General features: G+C 42.0%; 15 protein-coding genes, 15 tRNA genes and 3 rRNA genes. 31 read left to right on the forward strand and 2 right to left on the reverse strand.

Going from position 1 to position 21,373, the window contains the following annotated elements; translation table 11 throughout:
- Window positions 1-160: 160 nt before the first annotated feature.
- The 5 genes from alr to ACWNMY_RS12455 all read left to right on the forward strand — a co-directional run bounded on the left by alr (window position 161) and on the right by ACWNMY_RS12455 (window position 5,585).
- Window positions 161-1,321, forward strand: coding sequence for an alanine racemase (alr, locus tag ACWNMY_RS12435; protein WP_449538592.1), 1,161 nt, complete (start codon window positions 161-163; stop codon window positions 1,319-1,321).
- Window positions 1,322-1,728: 407 nt separating this feature from the next.
- A complete protein-coding gene (locus ACWNMY_RS12440; RefSeq protein ID WP_449538593.1) occupies window positions 1,729-2,010 on the forward strand; it encodes a CopG family ribbon-helix-helix protein in 282 nt (93 codons plus the stop codon).
- A 4-nt stretch (window positions 2,011-2,014) separates the two neighbouring features.
- Window positions 2,015-2,365: a type II toxin-antitoxin system endoribonuclease NdoA gene (ndoA, locus tag ACWNMY_RS12445; RefSeq protein WP_010284636.1), complete on the forward strand. Its 351-nt coding sequence runs from the start codon at window positions 2,015-2,017 to the stop codon at window positions 2,363-2,365.
- A gap of 225 nt (window positions 2,366-2,590) precedes the next feature.
- Window positions 2,591-3,346, forward strand: a complete 756-nt coding sequence (gene sigB / locus ACWNMY_RS12450) for an RNA polymerase sigma factor SigB (protein WP_449538594.1) — start codon at window positions 2,591-2,593, stop codon at window positions 3,344-3,346.
- A gap of 82 nt (window positions 3,347-3,428) precedes the next feature.
- A complete protein-coding gene (locus ACWNMY_RS12455) occupies window positions 3,429-5,585 on the forward strand; it encodes a Tex family protein (protein WP_449538636.1) in 2,157 nt (718 codons plus the stop codon).
- 19 nt (window positions 5,586-5,604) lie between these two features.
- On the opposite strand, the gene cmpA is transcribed toward ACWNMY_RS12455, so the two are convergent.
- Window positions 5,605-5,718: a cortex morphogenetic protein CmpA gene (gene cmpA / locus ACWNMY_RS12460; RefSeq protein WP_449538595.1), complete on the reverse strand. Its 114-nt coding sequence runs from the start codon at window positions 5,716-5,718 to the stop codon at window positions 5,605-5,607.
- Window positions 5,719-5,898: 180 nt separating this feature from the next.
- Here cmpA and ACWNMY_RS12465 point away from each other — a divergent pair, with 180 nt between their 5' ends.
- The 24 genes from ACWNMY_RS12465 (at window position 5,899) to tsaD (ending at window position 17,599) form a co-directional block, all read left to right on the forward strand.
- Window positions 5,899-6,354, forward strand: coding sequence for a SprT family protein (locus tag ACWNMY_RS12465; RefSeq protein ID WP_449538596.1), 456 nt, complete (start codon window positions 5,899-5,901; stop codon window positions 6,352-6,354).
- A gap of 125 nt (window positions 6,355-6,479) precedes the next feature.
- A tRNA-Asn gene (locus tag ACWNMY_RS12470) sits at window positions 6,480-6,554 on the forward strand.
- Between the two features lie 2 nt (window positions 6,555-6,556).
- Window positions 6,557-6,647, forward strand: a tRNA-Ser gene (locus tag ACWNMY_RS12475).
- An 11-nt stretch (window positions 6,648-6,658) separates the two neighbouring features.
- Window positions 6,659-6,730: transfer RNA gene (locus tag ACWNMY_RS12480), tRNA-Glu, on the forward strand.
- 61 nt (window positions 6,731-6,791) lie between these two features.
- Window positions 6,792-6,864: transfer RNA gene (locus tag ACWNMY_RS12485), tRNA-Val, on the forward strand.
- A 220-nt stretch (window positions 6,865-7,084) separates the two neighbouring features.
- Window positions 7,085-7,159: transfer RNA gene (locus ACWNMY_RS12490), tRNA-Gln, on the forward strand.
- Between the two features lie 174 nt (window positions 7,160-7,333).
- Window positions 7,334-7,409 (forward strand) — tRNA-Lys (locus ACWNMY_RS12495).
- 13 nt (window positions 7,410-7,422) lie between these two features.
- Window positions 7,423-7,503, forward strand: a tRNA-Leu gene (locus ACWNMY_RS12500).
- 8 nt (window positions 7,504-7,511) lie between these two features.
- A tRNA-Leu gene (locus tag ACWNMY_RS12505) sits at window positions 7,512-7,598 on the forward strand.
- Window positions 7,599-7,683: 85 nt separating this feature from the next.
- A tRNA-Arg gene (locus ACWNMY_RS12510) sits at window positions 7,684-7,760 on the forward strand.
- Window positions 7,761-7,768: 8 nt separating this feature from the next.
- Window positions 7,769-7,845, forward strand: a tRNA-Pro gene (locus ACWNMY_RS12515).
- A gap of 16 nt (window positions 7,846-7,861) precedes the next feature.
- Window positions 7,862-7,935, forward strand: a tRNA-Gly gene (locus tag ACWNMY_RS12520).
- 82 nt (window positions 7,936-8,017) lie between these two features.
- A 16S ribosomal RNA gene (locus ACWNMY_RS12525) occupies window positions 8,018-9,567 on the forward strand.
- Between the two features lie 95 nt (window positions 9,568-9,662).
- Window positions 9,663-9,739, forward strand: a tRNA-Ile gene (locus ACWNMY_RS12530).
- Window positions 9,740-9,755: 16 nt separating this feature from the next.
- A tRNA-Ala gene (locus ACWNMY_RS12535) sits at window positions 9,756-9,831 on the forward strand.
- A gap of 192 nt (window positions 9,832-10,023) precedes the next feature.
- Window positions 10,024-12,957: ribosomal RNA gene (locus ACWNMY_RS12540) — 23S ribosomal RNA — on the forward strand.
- A gap of 180 nt (window positions 12,958-13,137) precedes the next feature.
- Window positions 13,138-13,253, forward strand: a 5S ribosomal RNA gene (gene rrf / locus ACWNMY_RS12545).
- The 16S, 23S and 5S rRNA genes sit together here with 15 tRNA genes alongside, the layout of an rRNA operon.
- 156 nt (window positions 13,254-13,409) lie before the next feature.
- A tRNA-Met gene (locus tag ACWNMY_RS12550) sits at window positions 13,410-13,486 on the forward strand.
- A 56-nt stretch (window positions 13,487-13,542) separates the two neighbouring features.
- Window positions 13,543-13,618: transfer RNA gene (locus ACWNMY_RS12555), tRNA-Asp, on the forward strand.
- Window positions 13,619-13,799: 181 nt separating this feature from the next.
- Window positions 13,800-14,798 carry a thiamine-phosphate kinase gene (gene thiL / locus ACWNMY_RS12560; protein WP_449538597.1) on the forward strand — a complete coding sequence of 333 codons (999 nt, stop codon included), beginning with the start codon at window positions 13,800-13,802 and terminating at the stop codon, window positions 14,796-14,798.
- A gap of 169 nt (window positions 14,799-14,967) precedes the next feature.
- A complete protein-coding gene (tsaE, locus tag ACWNMY_RS12565) occupies window positions 14,968-15,423 on the forward strand; it encodes a tRNA (adenosine(37)-N6)-threonylcarbamoyltransferase complex ATPase subunit type 1 TsaE (protein WP_449538598.1) in 456 nt (151 codons plus the stop codon).
- A complete protein-coding gene (gene tsaB / locus ACWNMY_RS12570) occupies window positions 15,423-16,115 on the forward strand; it encodes a tRNA (adenosine(37)-N6)-threonylcarbamoyltransferase complex dimerization subunit type 1 TsaB (RefSeq protein ID WP_449538599.1) in 693 nt (230 codons plus the stop codon). The genes tsaE and tsaB overlap by 1 nt, the downstream gene beginning before the upstream one ends.
- A gap of 13 nt (window positions 16,116-16,128) precedes the next feature.
- Window positions 16,129-16,584 (forward strand): ribosomal protein S18-alanine N-acetyltransferase, encoded by a 456-nt coding sequence (gene rimI / locus ACWNMY_RS12575; protein WP_449538637.1) that lies wholly within the window; start codon window positions 16,129-16,131, stop codon window positions 16,582-16,584.
- On the forward strand, window positions 16,577-17,599 hold the full coding sequence (gene tsaD / locus ACWNMY_RS12580; protein WP_449538600.1) for a tRNA (adenosine(37)-N6)-threonylcarbamoyltransferase complex transferase subunit TsaD: 1,023 nt from the start codon (window positions 16,577-16,579) through the stop codon (window positions 17,597-17,599). Before rimI ends, tsaD begins: the two co-directional genes overlap by 8 nt.
- A 334-nt stretch (window positions 17,600-17,933) precedes the next feature.
- Here tsaD and ACWNMY_RS12585 read toward each other — a convergent pair whose 3' ends face one another.
- Window positions 17,934-19,868: an ABC-F family ATP-binding cassette domain-containing protein gene (locus ACWNMY_RS12585; protein WP_449538601.1), complete on the reverse strand. Its 1,935-nt coding sequence runs from the start codon at window positions 19,866-19,868 to the stop codon at window positions 17,934-17,936.
- A gap of 293 nt (window positions 19,869-20,161) precedes the next feature.
- Between ACWNMY_RS12585 and moaC the strand changes: the two genes are divergently transcribed.
- Window positions 20,162-20,647, forward strand: a complete 486-nt coding sequence (gene moaC / locus ACWNMY_RS12590; RefSeq protein WP_449538602.1) for a cyclic pyranopterin monophosphate synthase MoaC — start codon at window positions 20,162-20,164, stop codon at window positions 20,645-20,647.
- An 83-nt stretch (window positions 20,648-20,730) separates the two neighbouring features.
- Window positions 20,731-21,372: a redox-sensing transcriptional repressor Rex gene (locus ACWNMY_RS12595; protein WP_449538603.1), complete on the forward strand. Its 642-nt coding sequence runs from the start codon at window positions 20,731-20,733 to the stop codon at window positions 21,370-21,372.
- Window position 21,373: the final 1 nt, after the last annotated feature.

Here is a 21,373-nt window from a genome sequence, read left to right on the forward strand (position 1 = left end):
ACATAAAATATATAATGTGTTATTTACAACATATTTTCTTTTTCCCAACATATGTTAAGATGGGTATGAAGAAAAACGACCATTGACATGGACACAAGCAAGTTTAATAATCGAACTATATAAAGTAGCAATATGTAATTAATCTAAGAAGGTGTTAGGAATGGATTCTACCCATTTTTATCGTGATACTTGGGTTGAAGTTGATTTAGATTGTGTATATGAAAACGTAAAGAATATGAAGAACTTCTTACCGAAACAAATTGATGTTATGGCAGTTGTTAAGGCAAATGCTTATGGACATGGAGATGTCGAGGTTGCGAAAACGGCACTTGAAGCGGGTGCATCGTACCTTGCGGTTGCCTTTATTGACGAAGCTATTTCCTTACGCCATGGAGGGGTAGAAGCTCCTATTCTTGTACTTGGTGCTTCACGTCCAACAGATGTAAGGATAGCTGCCGAACACAACATTGCTTTAACAATCTATAGTCGGGAGTGGCTTGAAGAGGTCTTGGAGGTTTATCACGACGATACACCACTTACTCTTCATATTAAGCTTGATACCGGGATGGGTCGCCTGGGAGTGAAGGCGAAAGAAGAGCTGCAATCGATATTACAGACGATTGAGCAAACCCAAAGGTTAAATCTCGAAGGCGTGTTTACCCACTTTGCCACTGCGGATGAAATTGATACTTCTTATTTTGAGGAACAGTATCAACATTTCGTGCAAATGCTTGAGTGGATTCCAAACAAACCGAATATAATACACTGTGCAAATAGTGCTACTGGTTTACGGTTTCCACAGAAAGTGTTTAACGCAGTTAGACTTGGCATAGGTATGTATGGTATGACACCATCACTTGAGATAAAGGACCAACTTCCATATAAGCTTCAGGAGGCTTTCTCCTTCCATAGCAAGCTTGTGCATGTGAAGTGCATTGAAAAAGGTGAGAAGGTGAGCTATGGAGCGACCTTTACAGCTGATGAGGATATGTGGGTCGGTACTGTTCCTGTGGGATATGCGGACGGATGGGTTCGAAAGCTTCAAGATACACATGTGCTAGTCGAAGGAGAACTCTGCCAAATTATTGGTCGAATCTGCATGGACCAATTTATGGTCCGACTACCAAAGAAATTTTCAATGGGTACAAAGGTCACGTTAATTGGTAGGCAAAAGGATCAATTCATTGGTGTAGATAATGTTGCGAAGGCGCTGGAGACAATCAATTATGAGGTTACATGTACAATTAGTTTTCGGGTTCCACGTATTTTTTTGCGAAATAAGAGAATAATTGAAGTGAGAAATCCGTTATTAAGACATTAATAGTAGACATAAGTAGTACAATGGTAATAGAAATCATATACGTTTCTTTTTTTATGCATGTACCTTACTTTTAAGAAGTCCAACATTTATTGAAAGGGTTCAATTACAAGGGTATTCACTTCGGTGCCACAGATTGTAAAGGGGGTTCGAGTAGAAAAATGACTAAGAACTCCACATCTTTTGTGATGTTTTATTAAAAAGCACAACGTGGAGTCGAAGATCTGGTAATAGGTACGCTAAGATAACATGAAGGTTTTGGAAGTTTTGTAAAAGATGTGCATAAAAACCAATTCTAATTGTAGATAATAAGTTAGAATTAATGGATTAAGCTTTGCATCCAATCATAATGATGGTATTATTAAGATTGGAGTAGAATATTGGTGGCAAGTTGGTGGAGGTGTATGTTTGTGTCTGAATCCAGCGCAACAACAGAAATTCTTGTACGATTACCACAAAATCTAATAAGTGAGTTGGATGGCCTTGTGAATCAGGAGAATGGTAACCGTAATGAACTTATTTATCAAGCTACAAAAATGTATCTACGTGAGAGAAAGAAACGTCAAATTACAGAGTCTATGAGACGCGGTTACATGGAAATGGCGAAAATCAACCTTACTATTGCATCGGAGGCTTTTTTAGCTGAATCTGAAGCTGACCACACCGTAGAACGCTTAGTTAGCGGGGGGTAATCAATTGATTGTAAAACGTGGCGACGTTTATTTTGCAGACCTCTCCCCAGTTGTTGGCTCTGAGCAAGGAGGCGTTCGTCCTGTTCTTGTCATTCAAAACGATATCGGGAATCGGTTTAGTCCCACAGTCATTGTCGCAGCTATAACTGCCCAAATTCAAAAAGCAAAGCTCCCAACACATGTTGAAATTGATGCGGAGCGTTACGGATTTGAACGTGATTCAGTTATCCTGTTAGAACAAATACGTACAATCGATAAGCAGCGTCTAACCGATAAGATAACACATCTCGATGAAGAGATGATGGACAGAGTGGATGATGCCTTGCAAATCAGTTTAGGACTCATCGATTTTTAATTATTTATTTATATGTGATACGACTATTAGAAGTTACCACTCGGTAGCTTCTTTTGTTTTTTTGTTCATGTTACTTCAGTTATTATAATATATTACAAAACTATTTTACTTTTGTAACAAATGATCAAAATGGCAGGGTATAAACATTATCTTAGCGAAGTACATAGTAAAGGACTATCCTAAAAAATCTTTTTGACAAAATTAATAAGAGAGCGGTGGAATAAAATGAAAAAGCAATCTACAAATCCAAAACAAGAGAGTGTAGAAAAGCTCGTACATGACTTCCAAACAACTGGCTCAAGAGTACTGCAAAGTAAAATAGTTGAGAAATATGAAAACGTGATAAAATCGATTGCTAGGAAATACTCTAAAGGGACGATGTTTCATGAAGATATTGAGCAGGTAGGTAGAGTTGGACTTTTGAGTGCGATAAGAAGATTTGACTCATCGGTTGGTAAGAGCTTTTATTCATTTGCCATACCCACAATTATTGGTGAAATAAAGCATTTTCTACGCGATAAAACCTGGAGTTTGCACGTGCCTAGAAGAGTAAAGGAAATGGGAACAAAGGTTAGAAAAGCTGAAGATGAACTTACAATATCTTTACAGAGGAAACCTGATGTGCATGAGATCGCCAGTTACCTAGAAGTCGATAGCAAGGATCTATTGAAAGTTATGGAATTAGGACAAGCTTACAATACAATGTCGGTTGATGCTGAACTAATTAAAGATGGAAAAACTGCGACTATTCTAGATATTGTCGGGAAAAAGGACAATGGCTTTGAAACTGCACTGCGAAAAATGGTTATAAAGAATGCACTTCATGTTCTTACAGCACGTGAAAAGTTAATTTTACACTATACATTTATTAAAGAGAAAAGCCAAAAGGAAACAGGAAGACTTGTTGGGGTCTCGCAAATGCATGTTTCTCGAATCCAACGAAATGCTCTTAAAAAGCTTCAACAAGCCGTACTTGGATGACTCAAATTTGGTAATATAGATATAGGTAGAAGTAAAGTAGGAGGAAATGATTTTGACAACATTAACATCACAAACAAATGACATGATGGTAAAAATAATCGCGAAAGAAATTGGAATAAGTATTAAACAGGTACATAGTGTAATCAACCTCTTAGAAGAAGGAAATACAGTCCCATTTATCGCACGTTACCGGAAGGAAATGACGGGTTCTTTAGACGAAGTGCAAATTAAAGATGTTCAAGATAAGTGGGCTTATCTGCAAAATTTAGAATCCCGTAAGGAAGAAGTAATCAGACTTATCGCTGAGCAAGGTAAACTTACAGAAGAGTTACAGGCACAAATTGTGAAGTCTACTAAGCTACAGCAGGTTGAAGATTTATATAGACCATACAAGCAAAAGCGTCGTACAAAAGCAACAGTGGCGAAGGAAAAGGGATTGGAACCTCTTGCTGAATGGTTGTATACATTCCCGTTGAATGTAGATATTGAACAATATGCTAATCAATTCATTTCAGAAGAAAAAGAGGTTCTTACCGTTGAGGATGCAATCCAAGGGGCTAAGGATATTATAGCTGAATGGATATCAGATGATCCTACTTTCCGTCAATGGATACGTACAGAGACCTTCAAGGTCGGTACAATCGAAACAATAGTTAAGAATCAGGAGAAAGACGAAAAAAATGTCTTTGAGATGTACTATGAGTATAAGGAACCTATTCACAAGGTTGTACCGCATCGAGTACTTGCGATGAATAGAGGAGAAAAAGAGGATGTATTACGAGTAACCATAGAACCACCTCTTGACCGTATTTTATCCTTTTTACAAAGGAAAATTGTAAAAAGGGAAAACTCCCCTGTCACTCCTTATGTTGTTGAGACAATTGAAGATAGCTATAAAAGGCTTATTCAGCCTTCGATTGAAAGAGAGATTAGAAAAGAACTAACGGAAAAGGCGGAGGACCAAGCGATACATATTTTTTCTGAAAACCTTCGCAATCTCTTATTGCAGCCACCACTAAAAGGAAGGATTGTTTTGGGGGTTGACCCAGCATATCGGACGGGGTGCAAATTGGCTGTAGTAGATGAAACGGGGAAAGTACTTACTATAGGTGTGATATACCCACATCCTCCAGTAAATAAAAAGGACGAGGCTGTCAAGAAGATAAAGGCAGTGATAGAAGAGTTCAAGGTTGAAATGGTGGCTATTGGAAACGGGACTGCTTCTAGAGAAACAGAACAATTTGTTGCTGACGTATTAAAAGAAATTAAGCAAGAAGTATTTTATATCATCGTTAATGAAGCGGGGGCGAGCGTATACTCAGCGTCCGAGTTGGCCAGAGAAGAATTCCCTGATTTCCAGGTAGAAGAAAGAAGTGCGGTCTCTATTGCAAGAAGGCTTCAGGATCCGTTAGCTGAATTGGTTAAAATTGATCCAAAATCAGTTGGTGTAGGGCAGTATCAACATGACGTATCAGAGAAAAAACTAAATGACCAATTAACATTTGTGGTGGAAACGGTAGTTAATAAGGTGGGTGTGAATGTTAATACAGCGTCATCATCCTTATTGCAGTACGTAGCCGGTCTATCAAAAACTGTGGCGAATAATATTGTGAAAAAACGTGAAGAGCAAGGGAAGTTCAAGAATAGAAGCGAATTAAAAGATATCCCGCGTCTGGGAGCAAAAACATATGAACAATGTATTGGGTTCCTACGTGTTGTAGATGGAGACGAACCATTAGACCGCACAGGCATACATCCGGAAAACTATAAAGAAGTAAAGAAGCTCTTATCTACTTTTGGACTATCAAGTAAAGAACTGGGTTCCGATAAACTAAAGGAAGCAATCTCTTCCATTGTTACTGAAGAAATTGCAGCCGAATTAGGGATTGGTGAAATTACAATACGTGATATAGCGGATGCACTTGTTCGACCAGAACGAGATCCTCGTGATGAATTAGCTAAACCATTATTGAAAAAGGATATTCTAAAACTTGAGGACCTTGCAAAAGGAATGGAATTAGAAGGAACTGTTCGTAATGTTGTAGATTTCGGGGCGTTTGTAGATATAGGAGTTAAGCAAGATGGGCTAGTTCATATATCGAAGTTACGTAATGGATTCGTTAAGCACCCACTAGATGTTGTTTCTGTTGGAGATGTTGTGACGGTTTGGATTGACGATGTTGATGTAAAGAAAGGTAGAGTAGCGTTAACAATGTTACCGCCTCAAAATAATAACTAAACAAAGTAAAACACTGCTTTTAGGAGCAGTGTTTTTTTCTATAGAAATACCAACATTGATTCAATAATTTGATTTGATATCTATTCTTTTCGTAATAAGCGCGCATCATTTGGTTTTGCAGCCAACTAGGCATAAGTAAACCTCCCTATGTTAAAATCAATCTTTTATCATTTAAAAAGAAAATAGTGATATTATAGAGATTGGGTATTTAAGTACAGATAAGAGTATTGGCGAGATCCGAAAATCTCGTTTGAGTATAAATAGTGTATGCACATATAGTACGTCCTGTTCGTAGAAAGAAAGGAAGAAAGAAATGGAACAATTTGAACTTCAAAAAATTGTTGAAGAGGTTTCCCTCACATACTTTGGAAAACCTTTTATCCACCAGGCGACTTTTAATAATCGTTTACAAACTACAGGTGGAAGGTATCTGTTGAAATCTCATAATATTGAACTAAACCCAAAACATTATCAAGAACGTGGGATAGATGAATTAGTCGGTATTATTAAGCATGAACTATGTCATTACCATTTACATTTAGAGGGTAAAGGGTACCAACATCGTGATCGTGATTTTCGATCTCTTTTAAAAGCAGTAGACGCACCACGATTCTGTAAACCTTTAGATTCAGTAAAAAAAAGAAAGGTTTCGAAACAATATTTGTATACCTGTAAGAATTGTGGGTTAGGATATGTTAGGAAGCGAAAAATCGATATTAAAAGGTATGTCTGTGGGAAATGTTCTGGTAAATTAGTAGAAGGAAATTAAGTGTTGACTCTCCGATTTACTTATGATAAATTATAAAAGTCGCCACAAAAACGGCTAGACAAAAATTCAGATACTCTTGACAACTAGAAAGTCTGTTTTTATAATAAGTTATGTCGTTACATTATTCCACAGTAGCTCAGTGGTAGAGCTATCGGCTGTTAACCGATCGGTCGCAGGTTCGAATCCTGCCTGTGGAGCCAATGGGGAAGTACTCAAGTGGCTGAAGAGGCGCCCCTGCTAAGGGTGTAGGTCGCGTAAGCGGCGCGAGGGTTCAAATCCCTCCTTCTCCGCCAGTCTTTACAATGGCCCGTTGGTCAAGCGGTTAAGACACCGCCCTTTCACGGCGGTAACACGGGTTCGAATCCCGTACGGGTCATACAACAAATGGGATGTGAGATGCATCAATTCTCACCTCCCATTTCTTTCTCTTAAACAATGGAGGATTAGCTCAGCTGGGAGAGCACCTGCCTTACAAGCAGGGGGTCGGCGGTTCGATCCCGTCATCCTCCACTCCACCATGAACTACTTATTTATTAGTTTATTAGCTTGCGATTGATTTGAAACATTCTGAGTGAAATGAAGTTTTAAGGATATGATATATAGAGTCCTACTATCCACTCAGTGATGTCGGCGATATTCCGCAAAATTTCCTTTTGGAATTTTACAGAATATCCGTTTGCGGAGAAGTTGATGTAGCTATTCGAAGATGATTTTCGTTAAGTTTAATCAATGGGCTATAGCCAAGTGGTAAGGCAACGGACTTTGACTCCGTCATTCGTAGGTTCGAATCCTGCTAGCCCAGCCATTTTAATTTTAGCACGAGCCATTAGCTCAGTTGGTAGAGCACGAACGAGTAAGCTTCGAAGCGATGCTTCAGCGTACCAATCGAACTGCTACTTGCAATAACTTCCTGAGATTGGGACGTCGTAGATGTACCTAATACGAAAGTTATACTTCGTTATCTAAATTATTTTAGCACGAGCCATTAGCTCAGTTGGTAGAGCATCTGACTTTTAATCAGAGGGTCGAAGGTTCGAGTCCTTCATGGCTCACCATTTTAATTAATATGCGGGTGTGGCGGAATTGGCAGACGCGCTAGACTTAGGATCTAGTGTCTTTGACGTGGGGGTTCGAGTCCCTTCACCCGCACTTATAACGCGGTCGTGGCGGAATGGCAGACGCGCTAGGTTGAGGGCCTAGTGGGAGTTGATCCCGTGGAAGTTCGAGTCTTCTCGACCGCACCAAAAAAAGTTTTAAAAAACACTTGCATTTGTTTTTGTAAGGTGTTATTATAGAAAAGTCGCTTCTTACAGAGCGGACATCAAAAATGCGCCCGTAGCTCAATTGGATAGAGCGTCTGACTACGGATCAGAAGGTTATGGGTTCGACTCCTTTCGGGCGCGCCATTATATTGCGGGAAGTAGCTCAGCTTGGTAGAGCACTTGGTTTGGGACCAAGGGGTCGCAGGTTCGAATCCTGTCTTCCCGACCAGACGAAACTTAATATTGCGGGTGTAGTTTAATGGTAAAACCTCAGCCTTCCAAGCTGATGTCGTGGGTTCGATTCCCATCACCCGCTCCAAAATTAGTTCTTTGAAAACTAAACATAATACAAGCGTCAACGTTTTAATTCTAAGTAACAAATTATTGAGCAATCAATACTCTTATTGGAGAGTTTGATCCTGGCTCAGGATGAACGCTGGCGGCGTGCCTAATACATGCAAGTCGAGCGGATCTTTGGGAGCTTGCTCCCAAAGATTAGCGGCGGACGGGTGAGTAACACGTGGGTAACCTGCCTGTAAGACTGGGATAACTTCGGGAAACCGGAGCTAATACCGGATAACATATAAGACCACATGGTCTTATATTAAAAGATGGCTTTTAGCTATCACTTACAGATGGACCCGCGGCGCATTAGCTAGTTGGTGAGGTAACGGCTCACCAAGGCGACGATGCGTAGCCGACCTGAGAGGGTGATCGGCCACACTGGGACTGAGACACGGCCCAGACTCCTACGGGAGGCAGCAGTAGGGAATCTTCCGCAATGGACGAAAGTCTGACGGAGCAACGCCGCGTGAGCGATGAAGGCCTTCGGGTCGTAAAGCTCTGTTGTTAGGGAAGAACAAGTACCGTTCGAATAGGGCGGTACCTTGACGGTACCTAACCAGAAAGCCACGGCTAACTACGTGCCAGCAGCCGCGGTAATACGTAGGTGGCAAGCGTTATCCGGAATTATTGGGCGTAAAGCGCGCGCAGGCGGTCCTTTAAGTCTGATGTGAAAGCCCACGGCTCAACCGTGGAGGGTCATTGGAAACTGGGGGACTTGAGTGCAGAAGAGGAGAGCGGAATTCCACGTGTAGCGGTGAAATGCGTAGAGATGTGGAGGAACACCAGTGGCGAAGGCGGCTCTCTGGTCTGTAACTGACGCTGAGGCGCGAAAGCGTGGGGAGCGAACAGGATTAGATACCCTGGTAGTCCACGCCGTAAACGATGAGTGCTAAGTGTTAGAGGGTTTCCGCCCTTTAGTGCTGCAGCAAACGCATTAAGCACTCCGCCTGGGGAGTACGGTCGCAAGACTGAAACTCAAAGGAATTGACGGGGGCCCGCACAAGCGGTGGAGCATGTGGTTTAATTCGAAGCAACGCGAAGAACCTTACCAGGTCTTGACATCCCATGACAACTCTAGAGATAGGGCTTTCCCTTCGGGGACATGGTGACAGGTGGTGCATGGTTGTCGTCAGCTCGTGTCGTGAGATGTTGGGTTAAGTCCCGCAACGAGCGCAACCCTTGATCTTAGTTGCCAGCATTCAGTTGGGCACTCTAAGGTGACTGCCGGTGACAAACCGGAGGAAGGTGGGGATGACGTCAAATCATCATGCCCCTTATGACCTGGGCTACACACGTGCTACAATGGATGGTACAAAGGGCAGCGAAACCGCGAGGTTAAGCAAATCCCATAAAACCATTCTCAGTTCGGATTGCAGGCTGCAACTCGCCTGCATGAAGCCGGAATCGCTAGTAATCGCGGATCAGCATGCCGCGGTGAATACGTTCCCGGGCCTTGTACACACCGCCCGTCACACCACGAGAGTTTGTAACACCCGAAGTCGGTGGGGTAACCGTAAGGAGCCAGCCGCCTAAGGTGGGACAGATGATTGGGGTGAAGTCGTAACAAGGTAGCCGTATCGGAAGGTGCGGCTGGATCACCTCCTTTCTAAGGAAACTGAAGTTCTACGAACTTCATAAAAAGACGCCTCTGTATTATGTTTAGTTTTGAGAGAGCTACTTTGTTCTCTTATATGTGTGAATGGGCCTATAGCTCAGCTGGTTAGAGCGCACGCCTGATAAGCGTGAGGTCGATGGTTCGAGTCCATTTAGGCCCACCATTCATTTAAATAATTTGGGGCCTTAGCTCAGCTGGGAGAGCGCCTGCCTTGCACGCAGGAGGTCAGCGGTTCGATCCCGCTAGGCTCCACCAAATCGTTCCTTGAAAACTAGATAACGTAACAAAACATTCATTGAAGTAAGTAAAGTTCTTTAAACTTTAGGCGCATGAGAAGCGAGAAGGTCGAGGAAGCAAAGTTCTGGAGGAACGGAGCGTAGTTTTCGCTACGTGAGTACCGGAAGAACGAAGCTGACGAAGAGATTCGACGCTTATCAAAGCCGAATAGGTTAAGTTATGAAGGGCGCACGGTGGATGCCTTGGCACTAGGAGCCGATGAAGGACGGTACTAACACCGATATGCTTCGGGGAGCTGTAAGTAAGCATTGATCCGAAGATTTCCGAATGGGGAAACCCACTGCCCGTAATGGGGTAGTATCCATACCTGAATTCATAGGGTATGAGAAGGTAGACCCGGGGAACTGAAACATCTTAGTACCCGGAGGAAGAGAAAGCAAACGCGATTTCCTGAGTAGCGGCGAGCGAAACGGAAGATAGCCCAAACCAAGAGGCTTGCCTCTTGGGGTTGTAGGACACTCTATACGGAGTTACAAAAGAGCGAAGTAGACGAAGCGACCTGGAAAGGTCCGTCAGAGAAGGTAACAACCCTGTAGTCGAAACTTCGTTCTCTCTTGAGTGGATCCTGAGTACGGCGGGACACGAGAAATCCCGTCGGAAGCTGGGAGGACCATCTCCCAAGGCTAAATACTCCCTAGTGACCGATAGTGAACCAGTACCGTGAGGGAAAGGTGAAAAGCACCCCGGAAGGGGAGTGAAATAGAACCTGAAACCGTGTGCCTACAAGTAGTCAAAGCACATTTATGTGTGATGGCGTGCCTTTTGTAGAATGAACCGGCGAGTTACGATCCCGTGCAAGGTTAAGTTGAAGAGACGGAGCCGCAGCGAAAGCGAGTCTGAATAGGGCGAAATAGTACGTGGTCGTAGACCCGAAACCAGGTGATCTACCCATGTCCAGGGTGAAGTTCAGGTAACACTGAATGGAGGCCCGAACCCACGCACGTTGAAAAGTGCGGGGATGAGGTGTGGGTAGCGGAGAAATTCCAATCGAACTTGGAGATAGCTGGTTCTCTCCGAAATAGCTTTAGGGCTAGCCTCGAGTATAGAGTCTTGGAGGTAGAGCACTGATTGGACTAGGGGCCCTCATCGGGTTACCGAATTCAGTCAAACTCCGAATGCCAAAGACTTGATTCTCGGGAGTCAGACTGCGAGTGATAAGATCCGTAGTCAAGAGGGAAACAGCCCAGACCACCAGCTAAGGTCCCAAAGTATACGTTAAGTGGAAAAGGATGTGGAGTTGCTTAGACAACCAGGATGTTGGCTTAGAAGCAGCCACCATTTAAAGAGTGCGTAATAGCTCACTGGTCGAGTGACTCTGCGCCGAAAATGTACCGGGGCTAAACGTATCACCGAAGCTGTGGATTGTTCTTACGAACAATGGTAGGAGAGCGTTCTAAGTGCAGCGAAGTCAGACCGGAAGGACTGGTGGAGCGCTTAGAAGTGAGAATGCCGGTATGAGTAGCGAAAGAGGGGTGAGAATCCCCTCCACCGAATGCCTAAGGTTTCCTGAGGAAGGCTCGTCCGCTCAGGGTTAGTCGGGACCTAAGCCGAGGCCGAAAGGCGTAGGCGATGGACAACAGGTTGATATTCCTGTACCACCTCTTTACCGTTTGAGCGATGGAGGGACGCAGGAGGATAGGGTAAGCGCGCTGTTGGATATGCGCGTCCAAGCAGTTAGACTGGTAAGTAGGCAAATCCGCTTACCGCGAAGGTTGAGCTGTGATGGCGAGGGAAATATAGTACCGAAGTTCCTGATTCCACACTGCCAAGAAAAGCTTCTAGCGAGGTAAATGGTGCCCGTACCGCAAACCGACACAGGTAGGCGAGGAGAGAATCCTAAGGTGATCGAGAGAACTCTCGTTAAGGAACTCGGCAAAATGACCCCGTAACTTCGGGAGAAGGGGTGCTTTTTAGGGTGAATAGCCCTGAAAAGCCGCAGTGAATAGGCCCAGGCGACTGTTTAGCAAAAACACAGGTCTCTGCGAAGCCGCAAGGCGAAGTATAGGGGCTGACACCTGCCCGGTGCTGGAAGGTTAAGAGGAGGGGTTAGCTCTAAGCGAAGCTCTGAATCGAAGCCCCAGTAAACGGCGGCCGTAACTATAACGGTCCTAAGGTAGCGAAATTCCTTGTCAGGTAAGTTCTGACCCGCACGAAAGGTGTAACGATCTGGGCACTGTCTCAACGAGAGACTCGGTGAAATTATAGTACCTGTGAAGATGCAGGTTACCCGCGACAGGACGGAAAGACCCCGTGGAGCTTTACTGCAGCCTGATATTGAATTTTGGTACAGCTTGTACAGGATAGGTAGGAGCCTTGGAAGCCGGAGCGCTAGCTTCGGTGGAGGCGTCGGTGGGATACTACCCTGGCTGTATTGAAATTCTAACCCGAAGGCCTTATCGGCCTTGGAGACAGTGTCAGGTGGGCAGTTTGACTGGGGCGGTCGCCTCCTAAAAAGTAACGGAGGCGCCCAAAGGTTCCCTCAGAATGGTTGGAAATCATTCGTAGAGTGTAAAGGCACAAGGGAGCTTGACTGCGAGACCTACAAGTCGAGCAGGGACGAAAGTCGGGCTTAGTGATCCGGTGGTTCCGCATGGAAGGGCCATCGCTCAACGGATAAAAGCTACCCCGGGGATAACAGGCTTATCTCCCCCAAGAGTCCACATCGACGGGGAGGTTTGGCACCTCGATGTCGGCTCATCGCATCCTGGGGCTGTAGTCGGTCCCAAGGGTTGGGCTGTTCGCCCATTAAAGCGGTACGCGAGCTGGGTTCAGAACGTCGTGAGACAGTTCGGTCCCTATCCGTCGTGGGCGTAGGAAATTTGAGAGGAGCTGTCCTTAGTACGAGAGGACCGGGATGGACACACCGCTGGTGTACCAGTTGTTCTGCCAAGGGCATCGCTGGGTAGCTATGTGTGGAAGGGATAAGTGCTGAAAGCATCTAAGCATGAAGCCCCCCTCAAGATGAGATTTCCCATAGTGTTAAACTAGTAAGATCCCTCGAAGATGACGAGGTTGATAGGTCAGAGGTGTAAGCATGGTGACATGTGTAGCTGACTGATACTAATCGATCGAGGACTTAACCAAAAACGAAAAGTGTAGGCGACTGTACAGCCTCGACAAGCGCTGGAACTTCTGTCGGAAAAGTCGTAGACTTTGACAGAAGAAGTGAAGCGACCTCGAGAGGCTAGGAGCCGAAACTGGACATAAAAAAACTTCATGAATGTTTTAGTTATCTAGTTTTGAGGGAATGAATCCTTCTAATAGTCTAGTGACGATGGCGAAGAGGTCACACCCGTTCCCATACCGAACACGGAAGTTAAGCTTCTCAGCGCCGATGGTAGTTGGGACTTTGTCCCTGTGAGAGTAGGACGTCGCTAGGCTATATATTATTATCGCGGGGTGGAGCAACGAGCGTTACTTCACAGCAATTACTGCGAGTTGTCCCGACGGATATACCTCCTTGAATAAGCTTGCAGAGGAAGGGACAGTCAAGTGCTACCTTAGCGCATGGCAAAAAATAATATAGTTTCTATTATCGCGGGGTGGAGCAGTCTGGTAGCTCGTCGGGCTCATAACCCGAAGGTCGTAGGTTCAAATCCTGCCCCCGCAACCAAAAAAATGATTGACGTCATACATACAATATATTAGAATAATAAATGTCTAATAAATGGTCCCGTGGTGTAGCGGTTAACATGCCTGCCTGTCACGCAGGAGATCGCCGGTTCGATCCCGGTCGGGACCGCCATATTTTTTAAAGCATACGAAACATATTGTTTCGTTTTTTTTATATCTTTTTTTGAAGAATTTGATGAAATGCTGTAAACTTAATTATGCATCTAGGTCCTTAGGAGTTGTCCTAAGGATTTTTTTCACGAACCGGATTTTTTTAAGTTTATTTCTTTTGATATATAGTAGGAGTGACTATAATGTCCATAAAGGATGAGTTTTATTTTATTAATCAAATTAAACCAAATCGGGTCTTTCAATCCGGTCTAATTACAGGAATTGGTGATGATGCAGCACTTGTTCGCCCTACAGCCAATATGGAACAAATCGTTTGCATGGATACGATGGTAGAAGGTGTTCATTTCACTTCATCTACTATGAACCCTGTCCAAATCGGATATAAGGCATTGGCCGTTAATATAAGCGATATTGCGGCAATGGGAGGCATCCCCCTCTATTATTTAGTGTCAATTGCCATTCCAAAGGGATGGAATGAATCCGATTTGTTATCGATTTACAAAGGTATGGCAATGCTAGCAGATAAGTACAATATCGATTTGATTGGTGGAGACACTGTTTCTATTTCTGACACATTGGTTATCACTGTTACTGTACTCGGTGAGGTTGAACAGGGAAAGCATTTATTACGTAGTAATGCGAAGCCAGGGGATGTTGTATTTGTTACAGGCACAATCGGGGACTCTGCTGCTGGTTTAAATTTATTATTACATAAAGGCAGAAATCATACCTTCACTGAGTCAGAGCTGACTCTGGTCCAAAAACATCAATATCCACAACCAAGAGTTGAAATTGGAAGACTTTTATCGGTACTTGAAAGAGTCTCCTTGAACGATATTAGTGACGGTTTGGCGAGTGAGGCAAATGAGATTGCCAAGGCTAGTAAGGTTTCTATCATAATAGATCAAGATAAACTACCTTTACATGAACACCTTACGAAAGAGAAAAGTGGTAAATCAATCGAATTTGCACTTTATGGTGGAGAAGACTTTGAATTAGTCGGAACCATGGGAGTTTCTGACTGGGAGCAGGTTCAAAAACATGCGATTGAAAGTGGATACACACTTACGAAAATCGGAACTGTCACAGAAGGTGGACCAAGTGTGTTTTTAGACCATAATGGAGAATTACATAGACTTGATATGAAGGGATATAACCATTTTAACTCTAGTCAAGAGTAGTTTCTCTACTCTAATCGCTTAAAAATGATTGCATAACATGTAAAATAGGTAGGGGTTAAAACTAATTACTGAACAAATAAAAGTAAAGCCTCCGGCGAAGCCTCAACTTTTTCGAAAACGGGCGTAAAAATGCCAAGGCCATTTGAATAAATAGGGTGTGATTTTACGAATGAAAAAATTTGAGTTTATTACAAATACACCTGAGGAAACGGATAGCTTTTCTTATCGTTTAGCTGAAAGGCTAGAACCTGGGGATGTAATAACCCTAGAAGGGGATTTAGGTGCAGGAAAAACAACGTTCACCAAAGGACTTGCGAAAGGAATTGGGGTCATAAGAACGGTCAATAGCCCGACATTTACTATTATTAAGGAATATAAAGGTCGAATCCCTCTTTATCATATGGATGTATACCGCTTAGAGTACAGTGATGAAGACCTAGGTTTTGATGAGTATTTTGAGGGTAATGGTGTGACGGTAGTAGAATGGGCACATTTGATTGAGGACCGCCTTCCAGAGGAGCGACTTACGATAAAAATCGAGCACATGGGAGATTTCAAGCGCAAGATTTCTGTTATTCCATTGGGAGAGCGGTATGAACAATTATGTGAGGAGATATTTGCCTAATGAAAGTATTAGCAATTGATACATCGAATTATGTATTAGGTGTTGCATTAGTTGATGGGGAAAAGGTTCTTGGTGAAATGATTACAAATTTACCGAAAAACCATTCGGTTCGTGCCATGCCAGCAATTGAACAACTAATGAACGAATGTGGGATCAAACCTGGAGAGTTAGATAAAATTGTAGTTGCGAAGGGTCCAGGATCATATACAGGAGTTAGAATAGGGGTGACCATAGCAAAAACGCTATCATGGTCACTTCAAATTCCGATAGTAGGTGTTTCAAGTCTAGAAGTAGTTGCGGCTAATGGAAGATTTTTTAATGGCCTTCTATCACCTTTATTTGACGCTCGACGTGGGCAAGTATACACAGGATTATATCGTTATGAATCAAATTCTTTGACTTGCGTCGAAGAAGACAAGATTATATTGCTTAGCGATTGGTTGGCAGAGCTTAAAAAAAGGAACACTCCAATTTTATTTATAGGTAATGACGTAGGTATCCATAAGGATCAAATTGAAACAGAATTGGAATCTCTTGCATATGTTGCACCATATACAGATTGGAATCCAAGACCAAGTGAGTTAGCGAATATTGGTTTGAATCGTGAGGCTGAAGACGTTCATGCGTTCGTACCAAATTATATTCGTTTGGCAGAGGCAGAAGCCAATTGGCTTGGAAAGAGGCAGGGGTAATATGGAAAATATCATGGATCAGCAGATTTTATTCCGATTTATGACGTTAGATGACATTGATGATGTCATGAAGGTTGAAACGTCAGCATTTACAGTTCCGTGGAAAAGGGAAGCTTTTTATAATGAGCTTGTCCATAATCAATTTGCAAAATATATTGTCATGACTGAAAACGATAGAGTGATTGGATACTGTGGAATGTGGCTTATTATGGATGAAGCGCATATTACAAATATAGCTTTATTACCAGCGTACAGAGGAAAAAAGTTGGGAGAAGCCCTTCTTATGCAAGCAAAGTTATTAGCCATGCAGCATCAGGCGGTTACTATGACGTTGGAGGTCAGGGTATCAAATCACATTGCCCAATCGCTTTATAAAAAGATGGGCTTTCAACCTGGTGGCATAAGGAAAAATTATTATACAGATAATCAAGAAGATGCGTTAGTTATGTGGGTGAATCTAAATGAATGAAAATCAAATAATTATGGGAATTGAAACGAGCTGTGATGAAACAGCCGTAGCCATAGTAAGAAATGGACGTGACATTCTTTCGAACGTTGTGGCATCGCAAATTGAAAGCCATAAGCGTTTTGGAGGAGTTGTTCCAGAAATTGCTTCTAGGCATCATGTTGAAGAAATTACAATTGTGATTGAGGAGGCTCTAAAGCAAGCCGATGTCACATTTAAGGATATTGATGCAATTGCAGTAACGGAAGGGCCAGGTTTAGTGGGTGCATTGTTGATTGGTGTTAATGCAGCAAAGGCAGTGGCTTTTGCTCACGGTATTCCGCTATTAGGTGTACATCACATAGCTGGACATATCTATGCGAACCGACTAGTTGAGGAGCTAGAATTCCCCCTATTATCTTTAGTTGTTTCTGGTGGCCATACAGAGCTCGTTTTAATGGAAGAGCATGGTTCATTCAGGGTCATAGGGGAAACAAGAGATGACGCTGCAGGTGAGGCTTACGATAAGGTAGCTCGTACTCTTAATTTGCCGTATCCAGGTGGCCCTCATATTGATCGACTAGCACATGAAGGAACAGCGACGATAAATCTGCCAAGGGCATGGTTAGAAGAGAATTCATACGATTTTAGCTTTAGTGGGTTAAAGTCTGCGGTAATCAATACCCTCCATAATGCAGAGCAACGGGGAGAGGTTATAGACCCCAAAAATCTTGCTGCAAGTTTTCAGGAAAGTGTAATTGATGTTTTGGTTACAAAAACACTGAGAGCAACGAAAGAATTCAATGTCAAACAAGTTCTTTTAGCCGGAGGAGTTGCGGCAAACAAAGGCTTGCGAACAACGTTAGAGAGTAAGTTTTCAGCTATTTCAGGTGTAAAGCTTGTTATTCCTCCACTTTCTCTTTGTACGGATAATGCGGCGATGATTGCAGCGGTCGGAAGTGTATTATTTGAAAAAGGAAAACGATCTTCTTATGCATTAAATGCTAATCCAGGATTGGATATTGAACATATGCACTAGTTAAAAAGTCCTCATTTTAGAAGAGGACTTTTTTGTTGATAAATTATCCACATATTATGAACATTTGTGGAAAACCTTCAAAAGTAATTGAAATATCTAGAATGAATATGTGGACATGTTTTGTGGATAAGTGTTAGCTCATTTGTGGATATTGTGGATAAAACGGTGTATAACTCAATAAAATGTGGAAAAGTCTGAATAAAAGCTTTTTTTATAAAAAAAAACCCCAACTGAATATAAAAATTCAGTTGGGGATAACTTTAACTTACCAGCAGTCCACAAAAAAATAAATGAATTGTGGATAGGTGTAAAGGTCTATATAAACTTTATTTTGTTATCCAGTAGTTTCATGGAGAGATTCCCATTCCTCCATAAGTGCCTCTAGTTTAGATGTACATTTTTCATTCTCTTCATTAATTCGCTGTACCTCTTCGTGATTTTGGTAGACCTCAGGATCACAAAGGAGTTCCTCATTTTGCTCAATTTTCTCTTCAATGGAAGAAATCTCGAGTTCAATTTCTTCGATTCGTCGTTTTCGTTGACGTTCTAGCTTCTTAAGTTCCTTTTCCTGTTCATAGGAGGACTTCTCTTGAACTATTTCACGGTTGTCTACCTTTTTCTCAAGCATGTCTAACCGCGCAAGCTCTTCTGTTTCATATTTCTTTTCAAGATAATAATCGTAGTCACCTAAATACTCTGTCAAACCGTCTGTTGATAACTCAAATACCTTAGTGGCTAACCTATTAATAAAATATCGATCATGTGACACAAAGAGTATAGTACCTGGGTAATCGATGAGTGCATTTTCAAGTACTTCCTTGCTATCTAAATCTAAATGGTTAGTAGGCTCGTCCAGGATGAGAAGGTTGGAGCGTTCTAGCATGAGCTTTGCCAGGGCAAGTCTTGCCTTTTCGCCACCACTTAACGTAGAAACGATTTTTAACACATCATCACCTGAAAATAGGAAATTGCCTAGAACAGTACGAATCTCTTTTTCTGTTTTTAGTGGATATTCATCCCACAGTTCGTTTAACACCCGTTTGTTTGATGTGAGGTTTGCCTGTTGTTGATCATAATACCCAATGGTAACATGTGAACCAAAACGAATTGTTCCATCTACGTGATTAAGTTTATTAATGATTGCTTTTAACAACGTAGATTTTCCAATTCCATTTGGTCCCACTAAGGCAATGCTATCTTCCCGATAGATGTTAAAGTTAATATTTTTGATAATCGGTTTCTCTTTTTCATAAGCAACTGTCATGTCCCGTGCACTTAGTACGTCATTCCCACTTTGTCTGTCAATTTCAAATTTAAACGAAGCAGATTTTTCATCACCTAAAGGCCTGTCCATGAGCTCCATTCGATCAAGCTGTTTTCTTCTACTTTGGGCACGTTTGGTTGTCGATGCCCGTACAAGATTTTTAGCGATAAAGTCCTTGAGTTTTTCCACTTCATCCTGTTGCTTCTCATACTTCTTAAGTTCAAGCTCATAGTTTTCTGCCTTTAATTTTAAGTAATTACTATAGTTACCAACAAATTTGCTACTTGTCGTTCTGGAAATCTCGTATACTTGGTTCACTACCTTATCAAGAAAATATCGGTCATGGGATACGATTAACAGGGCACCAGGATAACCTTGTAGATATTGTTCTAACCATGTTAGAGTACTAATATCAAGGTGGTTGGTCGGTTCATCTAAAATTAATAAATCAGGCTTTGACAATAATAACTTACTTAGAGCTAGTCGAGTTTTTTGACCACCACTTAAGCTTGATATTTTAGTTTGATAATCAAATTCAGAAAAGTTGAATCCATGTAAAATGGAACGGATATCCGCTTCGTACTGATACCCACCTTGTTCTTTAAAGTCCACCTGAAGTTGGTCGTATTCTTCAAGTAATTTTTGGTAATCAGCTTGCTTTGCAATAAGATCTGGGTCTCCCATTTTCGCTTCAAGATCTCGTAAGTGTTTTTCGAGCTTTCGTAAAGGAGCGAAAACGGTTAGCATTTCTTCCCAAATGGAAAGGGTAGATTCAAGACCTGTATCTTGTGCAAGGTAATCAATCTTAACGCTTTTAGGCTTGATAATTTCGCCACTATCATGTGACATATGACCTGCAATTATTTTTAACAATGTCGATTTTCCAGCACCATTACGGCCAACAATGGCAATACGGTCCCGTGTTTGTACTTCGAGTTTTATATTCGATAAAATAAGATCAGCAGCAAAAAACTTTTTGAGCTGATTTACTTGTAGTAAAATCATGTTATTTCACCTCTTGTTTCTAACAACAGTGTATCTTATATTATCTTCATAGAGCAACTGCAATGATAATGTTCACACATGTTTCTAAGACATGTATGGTAAAATAGTGTATAGTTTTAGGGGAGGTTCAAAAAGTCCGGTGAAAATGACACATCGAATTTCTTCGTTGGCTTGCTTTTCCGTTCCTCACGTATTAATTGCATACGTTCCGGTACTCAAAGCTTCGCCGCCTTGAACTTCTTGGTCCTTTTCATCCTCCTTTTGAACACTCAGTTTAGGGGAGGGTTAGATATATGGCTTCATTTACCCATTTTAATGAACAAGGTCGGGCAAAGATGGTCGACATTACAGATAAAGCTGATACAGTCCGTACTGCGATTGCAAAATCAAGTATTGCTGTTAATAAAGTGATATATGAGCAGATTATTAATAATGAAGTTAGCAAGGGAGATGTTCTTGCTGTTTCCCAGGTTGCAGGTATTATGGCAGCCAAAAGAACTTCTGATCTTATCCCAATGTGTCACCCATTAGCATTAAAAGGTGTGGATATTTCGTTTGAATGGGCAGTTGATAGCGACGAGTATATCTTACATATCAATGTAACAGTGAAAACAAAAGGTAGTACAGGGGTAGAAATGGAAGCACTTACGGCTGCGTCTGTTTGTGCATTAACCATTTACGATATGTGTAAGGCTGTTGATAAAGGGATGGTCATCGGGCCAACTTATTTAGCAGAAAAAACAGGTGGAAAGAACGGCAACTTTAAAAGGGAACTATAACAGCTGTGAGTTCAAATGAGGATGATTGGAACTTTTACATTTGAACGTAACATAGAAAGTTCCGAGTTAGTGGAGGAATTAAGGTGAATCTTGAGCAATCAAAAATACCACAAGCAACTGCCAAAAGGCTGCCACTCTATTATCGTTTTCTGAAAAACTTGCATGCTTCAGGTAAGCAAAGAGTGTCTTCAGCAGAACTGAGTGAAGCGGTTAAGGTAGATTCAGCAACAATCCGAAGAGACTTTTCCTATTTTGGGGCTTTGGGAAAAAAAGGATATGGCTATAACGTCAACTATCTATTATCCTTTTTTAGTAAGACACTTGACCAAGATGAATTAACGAAAGTTGCCTTAATTGGCGTTGGAAATTTAGGTACTGCATTTTTACACTATAATTTTATGAAAAATAACAATACAAAAATTGAGCTTGCCTTTGATGTGGATTATAATAAGGTAGGTACTAGTATTGGTGGAGTTGAAGTTCACCATTTAGATGATTTAGAAGAAAAATTACCCGATGATGTAACTGTAGCTATTTTAACAGTACCAGTTGGTGCGGCACAGCCTATAACAGATCGTCTAGCTAATAAAGGAATTAAGGGTATACTGAACTTTACTCCTGCTAGAATTAACGTTCCTGAACATATACGGGTGCACCATATTGATTTAGCTGTCGAGTTACAAGCACTTGTCTATTTTTTAAAGCATTATTCTGGAGAAGAATAGG

Source organism: Ferdinandcohnia sp. Marseille-Q9671 (assembly GCF_976954385.1).